12 protein-coding genes and 4 pseudogenes are annotated in these 17,829 nt (G+C 72.0%); 8 read left to right on the forward strand and 8 right to left on the reverse strand.

The window, feature by feature from the left end; translation table 11 throughout:
- A pseudogene (locus KBZ10_RS19120) lies at positions 1-326 on the reverse strand (HNH endonuclease); the annotation flags it as partial.
- An 861-nt stretch (positions 327-1,187) separates the two neighbouring features.
- Complete coding sequence (locus tag KBZ10_RS19125) at positions 1,188-1,751, reverse strand: ATP-binding protein (RefSeq protein ID WP_307847510.1); 564 nt, start codon at positions 1,749-1,751, stop codon at positions 1,188-1,190.
- Positions 1,752-1,887: 136 nt separating this feature from the next.
- Between KBZ10_RS19125 and KBZ10_RS19130 the strand changes: the two genes are divergently transcribed.
- Positions 1,888-2,706, forward strand: coding sequence for a helix-turn-helix transcriptional regulator (locus KBZ10_RS19130; RefSeq protein WP_210988883.1), 819 nt, complete (start codon positions 1,888-1,890; stop codon positions 2,704-2,706).
- The gene (locus tag KBZ10_RS19135) at positions 2,703-3,008 is read left to right on the forward strand and encodes a DUF397 domain-containing protein (RefSeq protein ID WP_210988884.1); all 306 of its coding nucleotides are present in this window, start codon (positions 2,703-2,705) and stop codon (positions 3,006-3,008) included. Before KBZ10_RS19130 ends, KBZ10_RS19135 begins: the two co-directional genes overlap by 4 nt.
- A 104-nt stretch (positions 3,009-3,112) precedes the next feature.
- Here the strand turns inward: KBZ10_RS19135 and KBZ10_RS19140 are convergent, their stop codons facing one another.
- The gene (locus tag KBZ10_RS19140) at positions 3,113-6,274 is read right to left on the reverse strand and encodes an FAD-binding and (Fe-S)-binding domain-containing protein (protein WP_247702639.1); all 3,162 of its coding nucleotides are present in this window, start codon (positions 6,272-6,274) and stop codon (positions 3,113-3,115) included.
- A gap of 1,062 nt (positions 6,275-7,336) precedes the next feature.
- On the opposite strand from KBZ10_RS19140, the gene serC reads away from it, so the two are divergent.
- Positions 7,337-8,455, forward strand: a complete 1,119-nt coding sequence (serC, locus tag KBZ10_RS19145; RefSeq protein WP_210988886.1) for a phosphoserine transaminase — start codon at positions 7,337-7,339, stop codon at positions 8,453-8,455.
- A 152-nt stretch (positions 8,456-8,607) separates the two neighbouring features.
- Here serC and KBZ10_RS19150 read toward each other — a convergent pair whose 3' ends face one another.
- Positions 8,608-9,414, reverse strand: a complete 807-nt coding sequence (locus KBZ10_RS19150; protein WP_210988887.1) for an ABC transporter permease — start codon at positions 9,412-9,414, stop codon at positions 8,608-8,610.
- 259 nt (positions 9,415-9,673) lie between these two features.
- Complete coding sequence (locus KBZ10_RS19155; RefSeq protein ID WP_210988949.1) at positions 9,674-10,681, reverse strand: ATP-binding cassette domain-containing protein; 1,008 nt, start codon at positions 10,679-10,681, stop codon at positions 9,674-9,676.
- 394 nt (positions 10,682-11,075) lie between these two features.
- On the opposite strand from KBZ10_RS19155, the gene KBZ10_RS19160 reads away from it, so the two are divergent.
- Positions 11,076-11,933 carry a TetR/AcrR family transcriptional regulator gene (locus KBZ10_RS19160; RefSeq protein ID WP_210988888.1) on the forward strand — a complete coding sequence of 286 codons (858 nt, stop codon included), beginning with the start codon at positions 11,076-11,078 and terminating at the stop codon, positions 11,931-11,933.
- Between the two features lie 357 nt (positions 11,934-12,290).
- On the opposite strand, the gene KBZ10_RS19165 is transcribed toward KBZ10_RS19160, so the two are convergent.
- A complete protein-coding gene (locus KBZ10_RS19165; RefSeq protein ID WP_374223371.1) occupies positions 12,291-13,313 on the reverse strand; it encodes a TolB family protein in 1,023 nt (340 codons plus the stop codon).
- 562 nt (positions 13,314-13,875) lie between these two features.
- Between KBZ10_RS19165 and KBZ10_RS19170 the strand changes: the two genes are divergently transcribed.
- Positions 13,876-14,571, forward strand: coding sequence for a GDSL-type esterase/lipase family protein (locus KBZ10_RS19170; RefSeq protein WP_210988889.1), 696 nt, complete (start codon positions 13,876-13,878; stop codon positions 14,569-14,571).
- 196 nt (positions 14,572-14,767) lie between these two features.
- Positions 14,768-14,914, forward strand: a pseudogene (locus tag KBZ10_RS19175) (aldo/keto reductase); the annotation flags it as partial.
- Positions 14,915-15,070: 156 nt separating this feature from the next.
- Here the strand turns inward: KBZ10_RS19175 and KBZ10_RS19180 are convergent.
- Together KBZ10_RS19180 and KBZ10_RS19185 are read right to left on the reverse strand one after the other, a co-directional pair.
- On the reverse strand, positions 15,071-16,060 hold the full coding sequence (locus KBZ10_RS19180) for an aldo/keto reductase (protein WP_210988890.1): 990 nt from the start codon (positions 16,058-16,060) through the stop codon (positions 15,071-15,073).
- A 56-nt stretch (positions 16,061-16,116) separates the two neighbouring features.
- A complete protein-coding gene (locus KBZ10_RS19185; protein ID WP_210988891.1) occupies positions 16,117-16,629 on the reverse strand; it encodes a recombinase family protein in 513 nt (170 codons plus the stop codon).
- An 83-nt stretch (positions 16,630-16,712) separates the two neighbouring features.
- Here KBZ10_RS19185 and KBZ10_RS19190 point away from each other — a divergent pair.
- Together KBZ10_RS19190 and KBZ10_RS19195 are read left to right on the forward strand one after the other, a co-directional pair.
- Positions 16,713-17,492: pseudogene (locus KBZ10_RS19190) on the forward strand (IS30 family transposase); the annotation flags it as partial.
- Between the two features lie 7 nt (positions 17,493-17,499).
- Positions 17,500-17,790: pseudogene (locus tag KBZ10_RS19195) on the forward strand (integrase core domain-containing protein); the annotation flags it as partial.
- Positions 17,791-17,829: the final 39 nt, after the last annotated feature.

Genomic DNA, 17,829 nt, shown 5'->3' on the forward strand with positions numbered 1-17,829 from the left:
TTCGGCACCGCCTCCAGCGCATCCGCCTCGATATCGGCCAGCAAACCCACCTGCTGCGCCTGAATCCACGCGATGTGCCGCTCCCACGCCCGGAGCGCATCGATCCGCCCCGCCCGGGACAACTCCCCCCGTTTCAGCAACCCCAGCATCGCCGCCGTCTGCGGCCCCGGCACCGCCGAAGCCAGATGCGCGGCCCACTCATCCGCCGACACCGGCATCCCCACCGAGGCACCACCACCGGTGTCACCGACCGTCACACCGGGAGCGGTGGCGGCCGGGTGGGTGGTGGTGCCGGTCTCGCCGTGGTCGAGCAAGGTGGCCTGCATGGTTTCCGCCCCCCGGTCGGATGCCCGGTGAACTCCCGCCCCCGTGACGGGAATTCCTACCCCCATTCTCCGTCACGGACGGTAATACATCCAGGCCCACGACCCGGAACCACCCGAACGAGTGGCCGAAAACGGACCCGGGAACTCCACCCTCCCCGGCTCACACCCACCACACCACACCACACCGCACCACAACGCCGGCGCCCCGCCACCAGCAACCAAGCTCCCCCGGCCCCCGGCCACCCATCCACCACAACCACCCCCAGCAACCCGACCCACGCGAGAAGCCCCCAGCCCCGCTACCGACGACAGCCAACCCAGTCGCAGACACGCCCCCCCCACGACCGGTACCACCGACAGCCCGCCACGACGGCGGGAACAGCCGAAGAAGACCAGGCGCGCGTGTGTCTCCCTCAGCCACCCACCGGCATCAGCCACGCCATCGCGTTTTCAACCGACCCCGGCGGCATCAGCCCCCGGGTAGACGACCGACCACGGGTCAGCCTCGACACGGATGCCGTAACCCCAGCCGACCACCCACCCGCCGGCCCGCAACGCACCCGCCACCACCACCGCGCCGCCCACCCGGCGTCGTCAGCACGGCCTCCCTCCGCCTCGCCTGCGCTCACCGCGCCGACGCCATCGGACGTCCGCGCTTGGCGGCTCGGCCGCCGCTCCGGTCTGCCAGCCGTTCCCTTCGATACGTCTGCTCGGCGCCTGATCCGCCTTTGCACGGTCTACTCGGGCTGCGAGGTTTGCTCGGCCGCCCGGGCTATGAGATTCGCTCGGCCGCCCGGGCTGCTCGCTCCACATCGCCTGCTCGGCCTGAACCGCTTGCTCCGTCCACCGGATCCACTCCGTCTAGTGCGCCCCCTCCGCCCCCGCACGCACCTCGTGGATCTCCCCCACGTTCTGCACCGGTTGCGCCCCGTCCGTGTCCTCCGGCCCGTCGGCTCCGAGCAAACTCAGTTCGAACCAGACCGTCTTGCCGATGCCGCACGGTCGGCGGTGAGCGCCCCACCAGTCGGCCAGCGCGTTCACCAGGGCCAGGCCACGCCCCGACTCATCGGTCTCCGTCGCCAAACGGAGTTGTGGCATCTCATCGCCCGCGTCCGACACCTCGACGCGCAGGCCGGGTCCTTCCGCCACGCACCGGATGCTGATCTCACGACCGGGCGATGTCCGTGCGTGCCGGTGGGCGTTGGTCACCAGTTCGCTGAGCAGGAGAAGGGCCGTCTCCACCGTCTCGTCCGGGAGCTCCCAGGAGCGCGCCTGCTCATGGAGCAGTATCCGCGCGCGGCCCGCGCTGCGCGCGTGGCGCGGCAGGCGCCATTCGATGTCGCGGGGCAGCTTGCCAGGGTTTACGTCCCCAGGCGGGCCGACCGGTCGGGAATCGCCCCTGAGGGGAGTCTTTGCGCTGTTCACACCGCCAGCGTGCTGATGCGCTCCTAGCCTCCCCAAGGAGCGGAGCGGGTACGGAGCGTAGCCGTACCCCGTGCGCATCCGGGTTCCGGGAGCGATGCCCGGGACCGGGGAATCGAGCACCGAGGAGGCGGGGCACATGGCAGCCACGGAGAACCCCCAGCCGCCGATGGCATGGCGGTACTGCGGCAACCAGATCAAGCTGTGGCGGACCCGGGCAGGCATCAGCCGCGAGCAGTTGGGCAAGGAGGCGAACTACGAGTACGACTCGGTCAAGTCCATGGAGCAGGGCCGCCGGAGGCCCGCCCTGCGGCTGCTCCAGGTCGCGGACGAACTGTGCGGGGCGCACGGACTGTTGCTCGCGGCTCAGGACTATCTCAAGCCGGAGAAGTACCAGTCGTATGCGCAGGACTTCATGGCGGCTGAGGAGGCGGCTGTAGCCCTGCACTCGTACGGGGCCCTGCTCATCCCCGGCCTGTTGCAGACCGAGGCGTACGCCCGGGCGCTGATCGGCGGTCACTGTCCGCCGCTGGACGAGGAGACGGTTGACGAGCGCGTGGCCGCCCGCCTTCAGCGTCAGGAGAAGCTGACGCGCAGGCCGCCGGTCCTCTTCAGCTTCGTGATCTACGAGGCGGCGCTGCGCACCGTGGTCGGCGGACCGGAGGTCATGAAGCCGCAGCTCCACCATCTGGTGAAGGCCGGTGAGCTGCGCAACGTCTCTGTTCAAGTGCTCCGCGCCGGGCCCGCCTCCCTGGCCGGGCTCAGCGGCCCGTACGTCCTTCTGGAGACCTCGGAGCACGAGCAGTACGCCTATGTGGAGGGACAGGAGACGGGGGCCTTGTACACCGATCCCGGCAAGCTGAGCGCACTCGCCCAGCGCCATGGAATGATCCGGATGCAGGCCCTCGGCACGGAGGAGTCGGCTCGGTTCATCGAGAAGGTGGCGGAGGAACTATGAGTGCGCGGCTCGTGTGGTTCAAGTCCAGCTACAGCGAAGGCGGCAACTGCGTCGAAGTCGCCCTCTCCTGGCAGAAGTCCAGCCACAGCGACTCCGGAGGCGGCGACTGCGTCGAAGTTGCCCTCCCCTGGCGGAAGTCCAGCCACAGCGACAGCGAAGGCGGCGACTGCGTCGAGATAGCCGACTGCACCGGTGCCGTCCACGTCCGTGACTCCAAGGACCGGTCCGGTCCACAGCTCGTTCTCGCGCCCGCCGCGTGGGCGGCCTTCGTCGCCCACGCGGCGCGGGAGCCCTTGGCGTAGCGGCCGGTCCATCGGCTGCTCACCCCGGGCCCTCACCCGGGCCCTCACCCGGGCCTTCCTCCCGGCCGCCCTCCGGGCCCTCGCCCGAGCGGCCTTCCCGGCCGTCAACCGGGCTGTCCTCCCGGCGGCCCTCCGGGCTGTCCGTCCTCCGGGCCGTCCTCCGGGCCGGCTCCCAGCCCTTCCGCCAGTACCTCCGCCAAGTGGCGCGCCCGGCGGTCCGCCAGTTGGTCCAGCTGGGTGCGGCAGGAGAAGCCGTCGGCGAGGAGTTCGGTGTCCGGGGCGGCTTGGCGTACGGAGGGCAGGAGTTGTTCCTCCGCGCAGGCGACCGAGACGTCGAAATGCCCGCGTTCGAAGCCGAAGTTGCCGGCGAGGCCGCAACAGCCGCCGGACAGCTCGCCCGTCAGTCCCGCCCGTTCGCGGAGTTTCCGTTCGGCGGCGTCGCCGAGGACGGCGTGCTGGTGGCAGTGGGTCTGGCCGGCGACCGGGCGGTCCAGGCGCGGGGGCTGCCAGTCGGGGGCGTACTGGTCGAGCGCCTGGGCGAAGGTGGTGACCGCTTCCGCCAGTTGTGCCGCCCGGGGATCGTCGGGCAGCAGCTCCGGGAGGTCGGTCCGGAGGGCGGCGGTGCAGCTCGGCTCCAGGCCGACCACCGGGAGGCCCGCCTCCAGGGCGGGTGCCATGGCGTCCAGGGCGCGCCGCATGACCTTGCGCGCGCCGTCCAGTTGCCCGGTGGACACCCATGTGAGGCCGCAGCAGACCGTCTTGGGCGGGACGACTACGTGCAGGCCCGCCGCCTCCAGTACGGCCACCGCCGAGCGGCCGACGGAGGGGGAGAGGTGATTGGTGAAGGTGTCCGGCCAGAGGACGACCGTGCGGCTGCTGACCGGGTCCGTCCCGGCGCGGCCGGAGCCGGTGGGGTGGGGCAGGGCGGCGGAAGTGGGCCTCATCCCCGTCCCCCCTTCGGTACCGGCTTCGGTACCGGCTTCGGTTTCCGCTCCAGCCCCGGCCCCGGCCCCGGCCCCGGATCCAGCCCCGGCCCCGGTCCCGGCCCCAGCCCTGGCCCCGGCCCCGGTCCCGGCCCCAGCCCTGGCCCCGGTCCCGGTCCCGGTCCCGGTCTCTGTCGCCTCCGCTTCCCTCTCCGTCCCCGCTGCCACCCTCATCGCTTCCGCACGGCGGCGCCACCACCGCCGGAACGTCTCCCGGGCCAGCTCCGGCAGTTCGCGTTCCGGGGCGATGCCGCCCAGCCGCTTCGCCGCCGACGCCAGCGGTGCCACCCGCGCCAGCCGGTTCACCACCGGGGCCAGCACCGGTGCGACCGGGGCCGTTCCGCGCAGCCAGAGCGGGAGCCGCCCCATCGCGTAGTGGGCGGCGGGGCGGAGCCGGCCCGCGTAGTGGTGGTGCAGGAACTCGGCCTTGTACGTGGCCATGTCGACGTTGACGGGGCAGTCGGTGCGGCAGCCCTTGCAGGACAGGCAGAGGTCCAGTGCCTCCCGTACCTCCTCCGAGCGCCAGCCGTCCGTGACGATGCCGCCGGGACCGCCGTCCGCCCCCGCCAGCATCTCGTGGAGCAGCCGGGCCCGGCCGCGGGTCGAGTGCTGCTCCTCGCCGGTTGCGCGGAAGGACGGGCACATGACGGCGGCTCCGGCGACTTCCGTCGTACGGCACTTGGCGACGCCCACGCACCGACGCACGGCTGCCGAGAAGTCGCCGCCGTCGTGCGGGTAGCCGAAGGCGACGTCGACCGGCTTCCGGGGCAGCACGGCGAAGCGGAGGTTCTCGTCGAGGCGGTGCGGGCGGACGAGCATGCCCGGGTTGAGGCCGTCCGCGGGATCCCAGAGCGTTTTGAACTCTTCGAAGGCGCCGACCAGTTCGTCTCCGTACATGCGCGGCAGCAGTTCGGCCCGCGCCTGGCCGTCGCCGTGTTCGCCGGAGAGGGAGCCGCCGTGCGCGACGACCAGATCGGCGAGGTCGGTGGAGAAGTTCCGGAAGCGGGCGATGCCGGGCCCGGTGAGCAGGTCGAAGTCGATGCGGACGTGGATGCAGCCGTCGCCGAAGTGCCCGTACGGGGTGCCGCGCAGGCCGTGCTCGGACAGCAGCGCCCGGAAGTCCCGCAGGTACGGTCCGAGGCGCGCGGGCGGGACGGCGCAGTCCTCCCAGCCGGGCCAGGCCTCGCTGCCGTCGGGCATGCGGGTGGCGGTACCGGAGGCGTCCTCGCGGATGCGCCACAGGGCGCGGCGGTGGGCGGGGTCGGTGACGACCACGCTGTCCGTGGTGGCGTCGGCCGCCGCGCGGCACAGGGCCTCCGCGCGGGCCCGGGCCTCGTCCGGCCCGGAACCGCCCGTCTCCACGAAAAGCCAGGCCGCGCCGCGGGGCAGGGAGGCGGCGGCCGGGGCCGGGACGAGGTCGGAGGCCATGCCCTCGACGGTCAGCGGCCCGTGCGGGAGGAGGGTGTGGGCGGCCTCGGCGGCGGCGCTCTCGTCCGCGTAGCCGAGTACGGCGAGGGCCCGGGCTGCGGGTGCCTCCACGAGTCGTACGGTCGCCCCGGTGAGCACGCCGAGGGTGCCCTCGCTGCCGGTGAAGGCGCGCGCCCAGTCGGGGCCGTTCTCGGGAAGCAGGGCGTCGAGGGCGTAACCGGAGATGCGGCGCGGGAGGCCGGCCGGGAAGCCGGTGCGGAGCAGCGCGAGTCGGCGCGCGACGAGGGCTTCGGCGCCCTCGCGCAGGGCCGGGGGGAGCGTTGTTCCGCCGGGGGCGGGGGCGGGGCCGGGCAGGGGGCGGAGGGCGGAGCCGGGATCGGGCAGGGAGCCGGTCGGCCCTGTGTCCCGGGCCGCCAAGTGGGCGTGCTCGCCGCCGTACGTGAGGACGTCCAGGGCGCGGACGTTGTCGGCGGTGGTGCCCCAGGCGACGGAGTGCGCGCCGCAGGAGTTGTTCCCGATCATGCCGCCGATGGTGCAGCGGCTGTGCGTGGACGGATCGGGGCCGAAGGTCAGCCCGTGGGCCGCGGCCGCCGTACGGAGGCTGTCGCAGATGACCCCGGGCTGGACGACGGCCGTGCGCGTCTCCGGGTCGAGGGAGACGATCCGGTTCAGGTACCGGGTGAAGTCGAGGACGACCCCGGTGCCCGTGGCCTGGCCCGCGATGGACGTGCCGCCGCCCCGGGGCACGACCGGCACACCGTGGTCGCGGCAGACGGCGAGCGCGGCGGCCACGTCGTCGGCGTCGCGCGGGGCGACGACGCCGACGGGGACACGCCGGTAGTTGGAGGCATCCATGGTCATCAGAGCCCGGCTCGCCGCGTCGAACTCCACGTCTCCGCCGACGGCCCGGCGCAGGTCCCGCGCGAGCGCGGAGACATCCGGGGCCGCCGCGCCGGACACTGCGGACCGGCCACGGGCCGCGGAGCCGAGAGCGGCCGGGGCCGGGTGCCCCGGGCCGGCGTGTGCCGGACTGGACTGCGCCGGACCGGACTGCGCTGGACTGGGCTGCGCCGGACCGGGCTGCGCTGGATCGCGCTGTGCCGCGTACGGCCGTGCCGGATCGGGTCCGGGACCGAAGCGTGCCGGGTCGCGCCGTTCCGGGCCGGGAGCTGCCGCGTCGTGATCAGCCATGGGTCCAGACTGCCCGCCGACGGGGCCCGGGCACACCAGGCGGCGAGCCGCGGCCGGTCGGCGCGGCGCGGCGCGGGCCATCGGTGTGGCAGGGCGCGGCGCGTCCGTTGCTGCGGCGCGACTCGTCGGCGTGGTCGGGCGCGGGCCGACAGTGCGATGCGGTGCGGCGGTCGGTGCGGTGCGGCGGTCGGTGCGGGCCGTCAGCACGGTGCGGCGGCGCAGCGCGGCACGACTGTGCGGTGTGCTGCGGTGCGGTCCGGCGCGACGCGGCGCGGCCGGCGGTGCAGTGCGGGCCGTTTGCACGGTGCTGCGGCTCGGCGCGGCGCGGCCCGACAGTGCGATGCGATGAGACGCGGCGCGGCTGTCGGTGCAGTGCGGGCCGTCTACCGGTACGGAGGCTCGGCGCGCGCGGCCTGACGGTGCGACGGGGTGCGGCTGCCCGACAGCGCGGTGTGGTGGGCGGCGCGGCCCGACAGTCCGGTGCCGTGGGCGGTCCGGTGGGCGGTACGGCGCGACGCGGTACGGCCCTCGCCGGATCAGCGCCCACCCCGCACCACCCGACGGCGGTGCCCCCTGACCGGCCTCCGTCACGGAGCCCCCGGTCCGGCCTCCGTCACGGAGCCCCCGGTCCGGCCTCCGTCACGGAGCCCCGGTCCGGACGTAATCACCGTCTCATCCGGTGGACGAATGACCCCGGCCTGCACATCCAAGGATTAGGCTGCGGCCGTGGCTGATATCCAGATCCCCGCTGACATCAAGCCCGCCGACGGTCGATTCGGCTCGGGCCCCTCCAAGGTGCGCACGGAGGCGCTCAGCGCGCTGGCCGCGACCGGCAGCTCCCTGCTCGGCACCTCCCATCGCCAGCCCCCGGTGAAGAACCTGGTCGGCAGGGTGCGCGACGGCGTCCGCACGCTGTTCTCGCTGCCCGAGGGGTACGAGGTCGTCCTCGGCAACGGCGGCACCACCGCCTTCTGGGACATCGCGACCCACGGTCTCATCGAGCGCAAGTCCCAGCACCTCTCCTTCGGTGAGTTCTCCTCGAAGTTCGCCAAGGCCGCGAAGCTCGCGCCCTGGCTGGAGGAGCCCACCGTCATCACCGCCGACCCCGGCTCCCACCCGGAGCCGGTCGCCGAAGCCGGTGTCGACGTCTACGGCTTCACGCACAACGAGACCTCCACCGGTGTCGCCACGCCCATCAACCGGGTGCGGGGCGCCGATGAGGGCTCGCTGGTACTGGTGGACGCGACCTCCGGCGCGGGCGGCCTGCCCGTCGACATCACCGAGACGGACGTCTACTACTTCGCTCCGCAGAAGTGCTTCGCGGCGGACGGCGGCCTGTGGATCGCCGCGTTCTCCCCGGCTGCCCTGGAGCGTGCCGCCCGGGTGCACGCCTCCGGCCGCCACGTCCCGGAGTTCTTCTCGCTGCCGACCGCGATCGACAACTCGCTGAAGAACCAGACGTACAACACCCCGGCGCTGGCCACCCTCTTCCTCCTCGCCGACCAGCTCGAATGGATCAACGGCCAGGGCGGTCTGGAGTGGGCCGTGCGGCGCACCGCCGACTCCTCCTCCCGGCTGTACGGCTGGGCGGAGAAGGCGGAGTACGCCACCCCGTTCGTCACGGACCCGGCCAAGCGCTCGCAGGTCGTCGGCACGATCGACTTCAACGAGGGCATCGACGCGGCGGCGGTCGCCAAGGTGCTGCGCGCCAACGGCATCGTGGACACCGAGCCGTACCGCAAGCTGGGCCGCAACCAGCTGCGGGTGGCGATGTTCCCGGCCGTCGAGCCGGCGGACGTCGAGGCGCTGACGCAGTGCGTGGACTACGTCATCGAGCGGCTCTGACGCGGCGGGACGTAAGCAGGACCAGTCCGGTCGGCCGTGATCGCGGCGGCCGGTGAGAGCGGGCCCCGGCCGTTCGTGCGTGGCGTCACGCGCGAACGGCCGGGGCCCGCTCGGTTCAGCGGCGGGCTGAGCTGCTGTGCCCAACGGCCGGCTCAGCGGCTGAGCCGCTGGTAACGGCGTACCGCCAGGGGCAGGAAGACGGCCGTGACGACCAGCGGCCAGACCACGGCCATGAGCAGCGCGTGCTGCTCGATCCAGCTGCCGCCCGTGGGCATGGGGTTGCCGAACAGCTCCCGGATGGCGTTGGCCGTGGACGAGACCGGGTTCCACATGGCGACGGCGCCCAGCCAGTCCGGCATCATCGACGGCGGGGTGAAGACGCTGGAGATCATCCCGAAGGGGAAGGCCAGCGCGAAGAGATTGCCCGCCGCCTCCTGGTTGGGGACGAGCAGCCCGAGGAACACCCCGATCCAGATCAGCGCGAAGCGCAGCAGGATGAGCAGCCCGAAGGCGGCGACGGTGGCGGGGAGGCTGCCGTCGGAGCGCCAGCCGACGGCGAGGGCGATCAGCGCCAGCACCACCAGATCCAGGCAGGCGCTGATGACGTCGGAGACGCCGCGTCCGCTCACCACGGCCGAGGGGGCCATGGGCATGGACCGGTAGCGGTCCATGACGCCCTTCTCCTTGTTGACGGCGACCATCATCGCGGTGTTCATGAAGCCGAAGGCCATGGTCATGGCGAACATGCCGGGGAGCGCGTAGTCCTTGTAGTCGTCCGCGCCGACGTCCATGGCGCTGCCGAAGACGTAGACGAAGAGCAGGACGGAGACGATGGGGAAGCCCAGCTGCCAGGCGATGTTGGCGGGCTGGCGCACCAGGTGGGTGAGTTCGTTGCGGACGATGACGAGGCAGTCGGCGATCGCCCAGTAGACCCTGCGCTCGGGCTCCGCGAGACCCACCGCGAGGACCGGCGCAGAGGGAGGCGCGGGGGCCGGCGCGTACGGGTGACCCGCGGTCTTGCCTGCGGGCGCCTCCGTACCGGCAACCGTCTCCGTACCGGGGATTGCCGCCGTACCGGGGTTTGCCGCCGTCCTCGCGTCCGTGTCCGTACGCCCGCCCGTGTCCGTACGCCCGCCCGTGTCCGTACGCCCGCCCGTGTCCGGCCCGCCCGTGTCCGGGCTCCGGCCCGTGCCGCCCGTGCTCGTGTGCGTGTTCATTTCATGCGGCTCGGCCCTCTTCCCGGTTCCGTCCGACGGGTCCGGTGTCCCCGGTGCCGTCCTCTGCCCGCCGTCCTGTGATGCGCAGGAAGACCTCGTCCAGGGTGGGCCGCCGGAGGCCGATGTCCTCGACCTGGATCTTCTCGTCCTGGAGGGTCCGGACGACCTCGGTGAGGGCGGCCACCCGGTCGGTCACCGGCGCCGCGACGCGCCGGGCCTCGGGATCGCCGTCCGGCTCGGTGCCGGTGACCCGGGCGACGACGCGGATCGCGGCCGGGATGTCCGCGGTCTCCTGGACGACCACTTCGATCCGGTCGCCCCCGATCTGCTGTTTGAGGGCGGCTGGGGTGTCGTCGGCGATGGTGCGGCCCCGTTCGACGACGGCGATGCGGTCGGCGAGCTTGTCGGCCTCGTCCAGGTACTGGGTGGTGAGCAGGACGGTGGTGCCACCCGCTACCAGGGAACGCACCGCTTCCCACACCTCGTTGCGGCCGCGCGGGTCGAGACCGGTGGTGGGCTCGTCGAGGAACAGCACCTGCGGGGCGAGGATCATGCTTGTCGCGAGGTCGAGCCGGCGACGCATACCGCCGCTGAACTCCTTGACTCCCTTGTCGGCGGCGTCGGTCAGTGCGAACTGCTCCAGCAGTGCGGCAGCCCGGCGCTCTGCCGCCTTCCTGCCGAGGTGGAAGAGGCGGCCGAACATCACCAGGTTCTGGCGGGCGGTGGTGATCTCGTCCACCGCCGCGTACTGGCCGGTCAGGCCGATCCGGCGGCGGACCTCGCGGGGGCGGCTCGCCACATCGATCCCGGCAACCTCGGCCCGCCCGCCGTCGAGGCGCACCAGCGTGGAGAGGATGCGGACGACGGTGGTCTTGCCCGCGCCGTTGGGCCCGAGGAGGCCGTGCACGCTGCCGCGCGGGACGGTGAGGTCGAATCCGTCGAGGGCGCGCTTCGCCCCGTAGCGCTTCTGCAGGCCCTCGGTGAGGACGGCGTGCGGCGGCGGGCTCATGGAGGGGTTCACGGACGGGCTCACGGACGGGCTCACGGCCCGGTTTCCGGACGGACCCGGGGCTGGGGCCGGGGCGGGGCGCGCGCTGCGGCTCTCGGACGAAACCGCGGGCGGATCCGCGGGCGGAAGTGCGGGCGGAAGTGCGGGCGGAAGTGCGGGCGGAACTGCGGATGCATGCGCCGCGGAACTCACCGGACTCCCTGATGGATTTCCGGTCGGACTCGCGGTGGTGGGATTCACGGACGGTTTCACAGGCGGTTTCCCCCTCGGGCAGGCCTGGCCGAACCAAACTGAGTACAGCGTACACGATGACGCGTACGGCGTACCCAATAGCGCGTACGTCGTACGCGGAGCGAGGGCCGGGGTAGCGCACGGCGGCTACGATGGCGGTGAGATGACGACCGAACACAGCGGAAGCGGAGACCTCAGCCGCAGCCTGGAGCTGCTCTGGGGAGCCGATGAGCGCCGGACCCGCGGGCCGAAGCCCGCCCTCTCCCTCGACCGGATCGTCACGGCCGCCGTCGCCGTCGCGGACGCCGAAGGACTGGCCGCGGTCTCCATGCGGCGGATCGCGGGCGAGCTGGGCGTCGGCGCCATGTCCCTCTACCGCTACGTCCCGGGCAAGGCCGAACTGCTGGACCTGATGCTCGACAAGGTCAACGGCTTCGACCGCGAGAAGGCGGAGGACCCGGCCCTCCTCGGCTGGCGCGGCACCCTCGAACAGGTCGCCCGCGGCATCTGGGAGCTCTACGGCCGCCACCCCTGGCTGGTCCACGTCGACCAGGCACGCCCGCTGCTCGGGCCGGGCGCGCTCGCCGGTCTGGAGCACGCCCTGGGCGGTCTCGACGGGCTGCCGCTGGAGGACCCGGAGCGCGTCAGCCTGCTCGTCGTCGTCGACGGCTACGTCACGGGCACCGCGCGCAGCCGCGTCAACGCCGACCTGGCCGAGCAGCGCACCGGCATGAGCGACGAGGACTTCTGGAGGGCTCAGGCGCCCATCCTGGAGCGGGTGATGGCGACCGGCGCCTATCCGAAGCTGGCCGCGCTCAGCATGGAGGCGTTCAACACCCCCTGGGAAGAGGTCTTCGAGCTCGGGTTGCGGCAACTCCTGGACGGCATGGAGGCGTTCATCGAACGCCGGCGACGAGAGCGGGACCGGGGCCCAAGCCCGGACCGCGGTCGGGGCCGGGAGGGCGCCGGAGACAGCGGGGGCGGGAGCGAAGACGGCCCCGCGGGGACAGCCGGGCGGTGACGGCCGAGGGGGACGGGCCAACGGTGACGGCCGAGGGGGACGGGCCGACGGACCAGTGGTGACGCGGACCCGGCCATGGCTGATCCGAGGCGGCGGGCGTACCGCCCCCGGCTCCCGGCTCGGAGCGATCAGCTCCCGGCTCCCGGCTCGGAGCGATCAACTCCCGGCTCCCGGCTCCCCCTCCGACTGCCGGCTGCCCGCGCCCGACCACCGGTCTCGGCCCCGGCCTCAGCCGGACCGGCGGCGCCCCGCCACCCCGGCCTCGCTTCCGCCCACCCCGCGCCCACGATTCCGGCCTTCCTGCGAGGCCGTCAGCGGGGACGCCTCAAGCAGGCTCCTGGCTCCCCGTCCCCCCTGTCAGCCGCGGCGGAACGCCTTCCGTACACCCGCCAGCAGCACGGCGACGGCCGCCAGGGCCAGTCCGCCGATGACCAGGTTGCGGTCCATGCCGGCCCCGGACGTCCCGTCGGGGTCCTTCCCGTCGCCGTCCGCGCTCCCCCGGCCATCGGTCTGCCCGCCGTCCGCGTCCTTCGCGTCCGTGCCCGCCTCTGCGTCCGCGTCCGCCACCGATTCCGGCAGCAACTCGCCCTTCAGATCCACTCTGGTGACGGCGCTCCGCAGACCCTCCGAGCCGAACATCAGGGCCCGGCCGTCCGGCGTGAACGTCACCGATTCCCCCTGCCGCTGCACCGGCACGCCCGGGCTCATGGTGAGCTTGGCGGGCTTGCCGTCCCGCCAGCGGTACGCGCTTCCGCCGAAGTAGCCGCGCACCACCAGCCGGGTCCCGTCGGGCGAGAAGGCCGCGTCGGTGGCCCACTCACCGATGTCGGCGACCCGCCGGAACGTATTGACGCCGGAAGCGGACGGCTCCGCCGGGCCCTCGTACAGTCCGCCGCCCTCCTTGTGCTTGCTGACGATGTACATCCGGCCGGATTTCGGGTGCACCATCAGCGATTCGGCGTCCCGGGGGCCACCGTCGTAGCGGACGGTGAAGCGGGTGGGGGTGACGGTGGTGTCCCGCAGCTTCTCCGGCTCCTTGAAGCGGTAGACCCACACCTCGGGCCAGTTGCCGCCCATGTTGTCGCCGATGTCCCCGACGTAAACCATGCCGCCGGGGCCGATGGAGATGCCTTCGACATCACGCGGCTCGACCCCGCGGAGCGTGACGGTGGCCACCGTGCGGCCGGTCGCGCTGTCGACGGCGTAGACGTACGGGCCGTCCTCGCTGTCATTGTGTGTCCAGTAGACGCCCGGGTGGGCGCGGCTGGCGGCCAGGCCGCTGGACTCCTTGATCCGCTCGTCCTCGATGCGGAACGAGTCCGGGGCGCCGGCCGGTGCCGCCGGAGCGGCGAGTGGCAGCGGCGCTGCCGTGCGGGGCACCGCTGCCGCATCCGCCGAGGTCGCATCCGCCGAGGTCACGGCTGCCGAGGTCACGGCCGCTGATGCCGGTGCCGGTACGGCCATGAGCCCTACCAGAGCGGTCATGGCGGCGGCCACGGCCGCGCGGGGGCTCCGGAGGAGGTTCAGGAGCCGGCCGAGCCCGTGGAGCGGGCCGTGGTGATGGAGCGGGCCGTGGTGGAGCGGGCCGAGCCGGTGGAGCGGGCGGAACGATGGGGGCGGCAGGAGAGCCGGAAGCCGTCGGGAGGGCCGGGTGTTCCGGAAAGCCGTTCGCCTGACAGGCCACGGAGACCGGGGAGCCCCGGGAAACCGGGCATGCCGGAAAAGCCATACCCGGGCGGGCCGGGCGGGCCGGGCAGACGGCCGGGCGGGCCGGGCGAGCCGGGCAGACGACCGGGCGGACCGGGCGGGCCGGGTGAGCCGGGCGGCCGCCCCGGAAGGCGGAAGCGGCTGAGGCGAGCGAGGCATGCAGCCAGCCTGCCATCCCCCGCGGGTGGGCAGGGTCACGTCGCGGGGCAATGGCCGGTTCCGGGATGATGTCCGGATGCGCATCCTTTTCGTCGGCGATTCCATGACCATCGGGAGCGCCGGCGAGCACACCTGGCGCTACCGCATGTGGCAGCACCTCAACCGGAGTTACGGCGGCCCGTACCGCATCGTCGGCCCGCGGACCACGCTCTACGACCAGCGGGCCGGGGCTCCCGTCTCCCAGGACTACGCCGACCCCGACTTCCCCGAACACGCCCGCGCCCACCTCGCCGGCTGGGGCGAGGGCTGGCTGCAGATGGCGCCGCTGATCCGGGAGACGGTCACCGCGCACCGGGCCGGCGTGCTGCTGATCTCCCTCGGCCTGATCGACCTCGGCTTCTACACCAACGCGGAGCAGACGGCGGGCAACGTGCGCCGCTTCTTCGCCGAGGCACGGGCGGCCAATCCGGCCGTACGGATGCTGATCATGCCCGTGCTGCCCAATGTGCGGGCGGCGGACGACCCGGCGTTCGGCGCCGAGGTACGGCGCTTCAACGTTCTTCTCGCCGACGCGGTGGCCGAGCTCGGCACCCCCGCCTCCCCGGTCGCTCTCGCCGGGCCGCCCACCGGCTGGGACCTGCACCGGGACACCTACGACGGCACCCACCCCAGCGCCCGCGGCGAGCACCGCCTGGCGGCGGCGTTCGCGGACGCGCTGTACGAGCAGTGGGGCCTCGGCGCCCCGTACGAGGCACGGCTCGCCGCACTCTGAGCCGGGGCGGGGACGGGGCCCGAGCCAGGGCCGGAGCCGGAGCCGGTACCGGGTTCGGGACCCGGGGTTCGCGGAGCCGCGGCCGGGAAGCCGGCTCCCGGGAGCCGGGAGCCGTGGCCCGGAAGCCGTGGCCCGGGAGGGCGGCGGTCGAGTACCGCCTTGCTTCGAGCGCACTCCAAGGCGTTGGCTGGTGGTCATGAAGTACACGCAGCTCGGACGCACCGGACTCAAGGTCAGCCGCCTGGTTCTCGGCACGATGAACTTCGGCCCCACCACCGACGAGGCCGAGAGCCACGCGATCATGGACGCCGCGCTGGACGCGGGCATCAACTTCTTCGACACACACACCGCCAACCGGCAATTTTGACGCCAGGTTCCGCAGCAGCGCATCGCTGACGCTCACCGTCCTGCGGACCCCGAGTGGAAACGACGAAGCCGCCGCCTCCCACTCGCGTCGAACGCAAGCAGAAGGCGACGACTCCGACACAGACCCGCTACCTCACCATGCGAAGGCTTCGGGAGACGGTCCGGGACCGGGGAAGATCTCGTCCAGAGACGTCAGCAGTTCCTCGCTCAGCTCCAGCTGCAGGGCGCGCAGCGCCGAGTCCAGCTGCTCCTGCGTGCGAGGGCCGACGATCGGGCCGGTGACGCCGGGGCGGGTCAGCAGCCAGGCCAGTGCCGCCTCACCGGGCTCGAGGCCGTGCTTGTCGAGGAGGTTCTCGTACGCCTGGATCTGCTCGCGTGTCTTGGTGTCCTTGAGCGCGTCGGCAGCGCGGCCGCTCGCCCGGCGCCCCTGTGTGGCCTCCTTCTTAAGGACGCCGCCGAGCAGTCCTCCGTGGAGCGGAGACCAGGGGATGACACCGAGGCCGTAGTCCTGCGCGGCCGGGATGACCTCCATCTCGGCGCGGCGCTCAGCGAGGTTGTAGAGGCACTGCTCGCTGACCAGGCCCATGCGGCCGCGCCGGGCGGCGGTCTCGTTTGCCTGGGCGATCTTGTAGCCGGGGAAGTTGGACGACCCCGCGTAGAGGATCTTGCCCTGCTGGACCAGGACGTCGATCGCCTGCCAGATCTCCTCGAACGGCGTCGACCGGTCGATGTGATGGAACTGGTAGATGTCGATGTAGTCGGTCTGCAGCCGCTTGAGGGAGGCGTCGACGGCCCGTCGGATGTTCACCGCGGAGAGCTTGTCGTGGTTGGGCCAGACGTCCCCGTCGCCCGCCATGTTCCCGTACACCTTGGTGGCGAGGACGACCTTGTCGCGCCGCCCGCCACCCTGGGCGAACCAGGTTCCGATGATCTCCTCGGTGCGGCCCTTGTTCTCACCCCACCCATAGACGTTGGCCGTATCCAGAAAGTTCAGACCCGCGTCGAGAGCGGCGTCCATGATGCCGTGGCTGGTTGATTCGTCTGTCTGCGGACCGAAGTTCATCGTGCCGAGAACGAGTCGGCTGACCTTGAGTCCGGTGCGTCCGAGCTGGGTGTACTTCATGGGCCACAAGCCAACTGCTTCGAGTCCGCTCCAGGCAAGGGCATCAGGTTCCGCCGTCAGGAGTTTTCTCCGAGGTGCCGGTACAGCGTGGCCCGGGAGACGCCCAGGGCCTTGGCGATGGCACTGACGCTCTCTCCCTTCGCCTTCCTCGCGCGGGCCACGGTCAGCACGTCCTCGTTCACGGCGGACGGCCGTCCACCGGTACGCCCCTGCGCCTTGGCTGCGTCGAGTCCGGCGCGGGTACGCTCCATGATGAGGCTGCGCTCGAACTCCGCCGTGGCTCCTACCACCTGGAGCATGAGACGGCCATCGGCCGTGCTGGGGTCGATGTTGGCCAGTGCGCCCGTGAGCACCTTGAACCCGATACCACGCTCCCGAAGGGTGTCGACCATGGTCACAAGGTCGATGAGCGACCGGGCGAAGCGGTCGAGCTTCCACACGCACAGAGTGTCGCCGGCACGGGCGTAGTCGAGTGCTGACCGCAGCTCCGGCCGGTCGGTGTTCTTGCCCGATGCTCTGTCCTCGAAGATCCGGGCGCAGCCTGCGGCCGTCAGCGCGTCGTGCTGCAACTGCGCTTCCTGGTCATCGGTGGAGACGTTCCCTCCGGCTACCCGACCCCATGTACTTCACGCCCGGCTCCGCGGCGGTGAAGTCGCGCTTGAACAGATCCGGCACCGGAGATGATGAGTCCATGCGCATCAGCCACGAGGCGATCTACCAGGCGCTCTACATTCAGGGACGCGGGGCGCTGAAGCGGGAGCTGATCTTGTGCCTTCGCACGGGCCGCGCGCTGCGTGCCCCGCGTGCTCGTTCGCGTCGCAGGACTTGGGCGCATGTGACGCCCGAAGCGTTGATCAGTGAACGGCCTGCCGAAGTCGAGGACCGTGCCGTTCCTGGCCACTGGGAAGGCGACCTGATCATTGGGCTGGAGCGGTCCGCGATCGGCACTGTCGTCGAGCGGTCAACTCGATTCACGATGCTGGTTCACCTGCCGCGCGAGGAAGGCTACCGGCACAAGCAATCGGTCAAGAATGGTCCTGCGCTGGCCGGTTATGGGGCGATCACGATGAAGACCGCACTCGCCAATACGATGTCGACGCTGCCCGAGCAACTGGCGCGGTCGCTGACCTGGGATCGCGGCAAGGAGATGTCGGCCCATGCGCAATTCAGAGTCGAGACGGGAATTCCCGTGTTCTTCGCCGATCCGCATAGTCCGTGGCAGCGCGGCACGAACGAGAACACCAACGGGCTCTTGCGCCAGTACTTCCCGAAAGGCACCGATCTCTCGAGATGGTCCGCCGAGGAAGTCGAGGCCGTCGCTCACACTCTCAACAGCAGACCTCGCAAGACGCTCGGTTGGAAGACACCCGCCGAGGCGTTCAACGACCAGCTACAGTTGCTTCAACAAGCTGGTGTTGCAACGACCGGTTGAATCCGGTCAGTACACGTCGAAGGAATTCGCCGACCTGTGCAAGGAGTTGGGCGTCACGCAGTCCATGGGCGCCATCGGCACGAGCGCGGACAACGCCGCCTGCGAGAGCTTCCACGCCTCCCTCAAACGCGAGACTCTCCAAGGCTCCCGCCGCTACGACGGCCACCGCGCCTGCCGCCTCACGGTCTTCCACTGGATCGCGCGCTACAACACCTGGCGACGCCACAAGAAGAACGGCCAGTTGAGCCCCGCCGCCTCCGAGGCACAGCACTCAGCTATGCTCACACTTGCCGCATAAGCGCACGAATCGGTGTCCACTTCTCGGGGGAACCCCCGT

Source organism: Streptomyces sp. F63 (assembly GCF_018070345.1).
Classification (GTDB): domain Bacteria; phylum Actinomycetota; class Actinomycetes; order Streptomycetales; family Streptomycetaceae; genus Streptomyces.

Coding starts and splice junctions, on each gene's coding strand:
- KBZ10_RS19180 (WP_210988890.1), bottom strand. CDS start 16,060: ATGAAGTACACCCAGCTCGGACGCACCGGACTCAAGGTCAGCCGACTC.
- KBZ10_RS19170 (WP_210988889.1), top strand. CDS start 13,876: ATGCGCATCCTTTTCGTCGGCGATTCCATGACCATCGGGAGCGCCGGC.
- KBZ10_RS19140 (WP_247702639.1), bottom strand. CDS start 6,274: ATGGATGCCTCCAACTACCGGCGTGTCCCCGTCGGCGTCGTCGCCCCG.
- KBZ10_RS19130 (WP_210988883.1), top strand. CDS start 1,888: ATGGCAGCCACGGAGAACCCCCAGCCGCCGATGGCATGGCGGTACTGC.
- KBZ10_RS19160 (WP_210988888.1), top strand. CDS start 11,076: ATGACGACCGAACACAGCGGAAGCGGAGACCTCAGCCGCAGCCTGGAG.
- KBZ10_RS19155 (WP_210988949.1), bottom strand. CDS start 10,681: ATGAGCCCGCCGCCGCACGCCGTCCTCACCGAGGGCCTGCAGAAGCGC.
- KBZ10_RS19135 (WP_210988884.1), top strand. CDS start 2,703: ATGAGTGCGCGGCTCGTGTGGTTCAAGTCCAGCTACAGCGAAGGCGGC.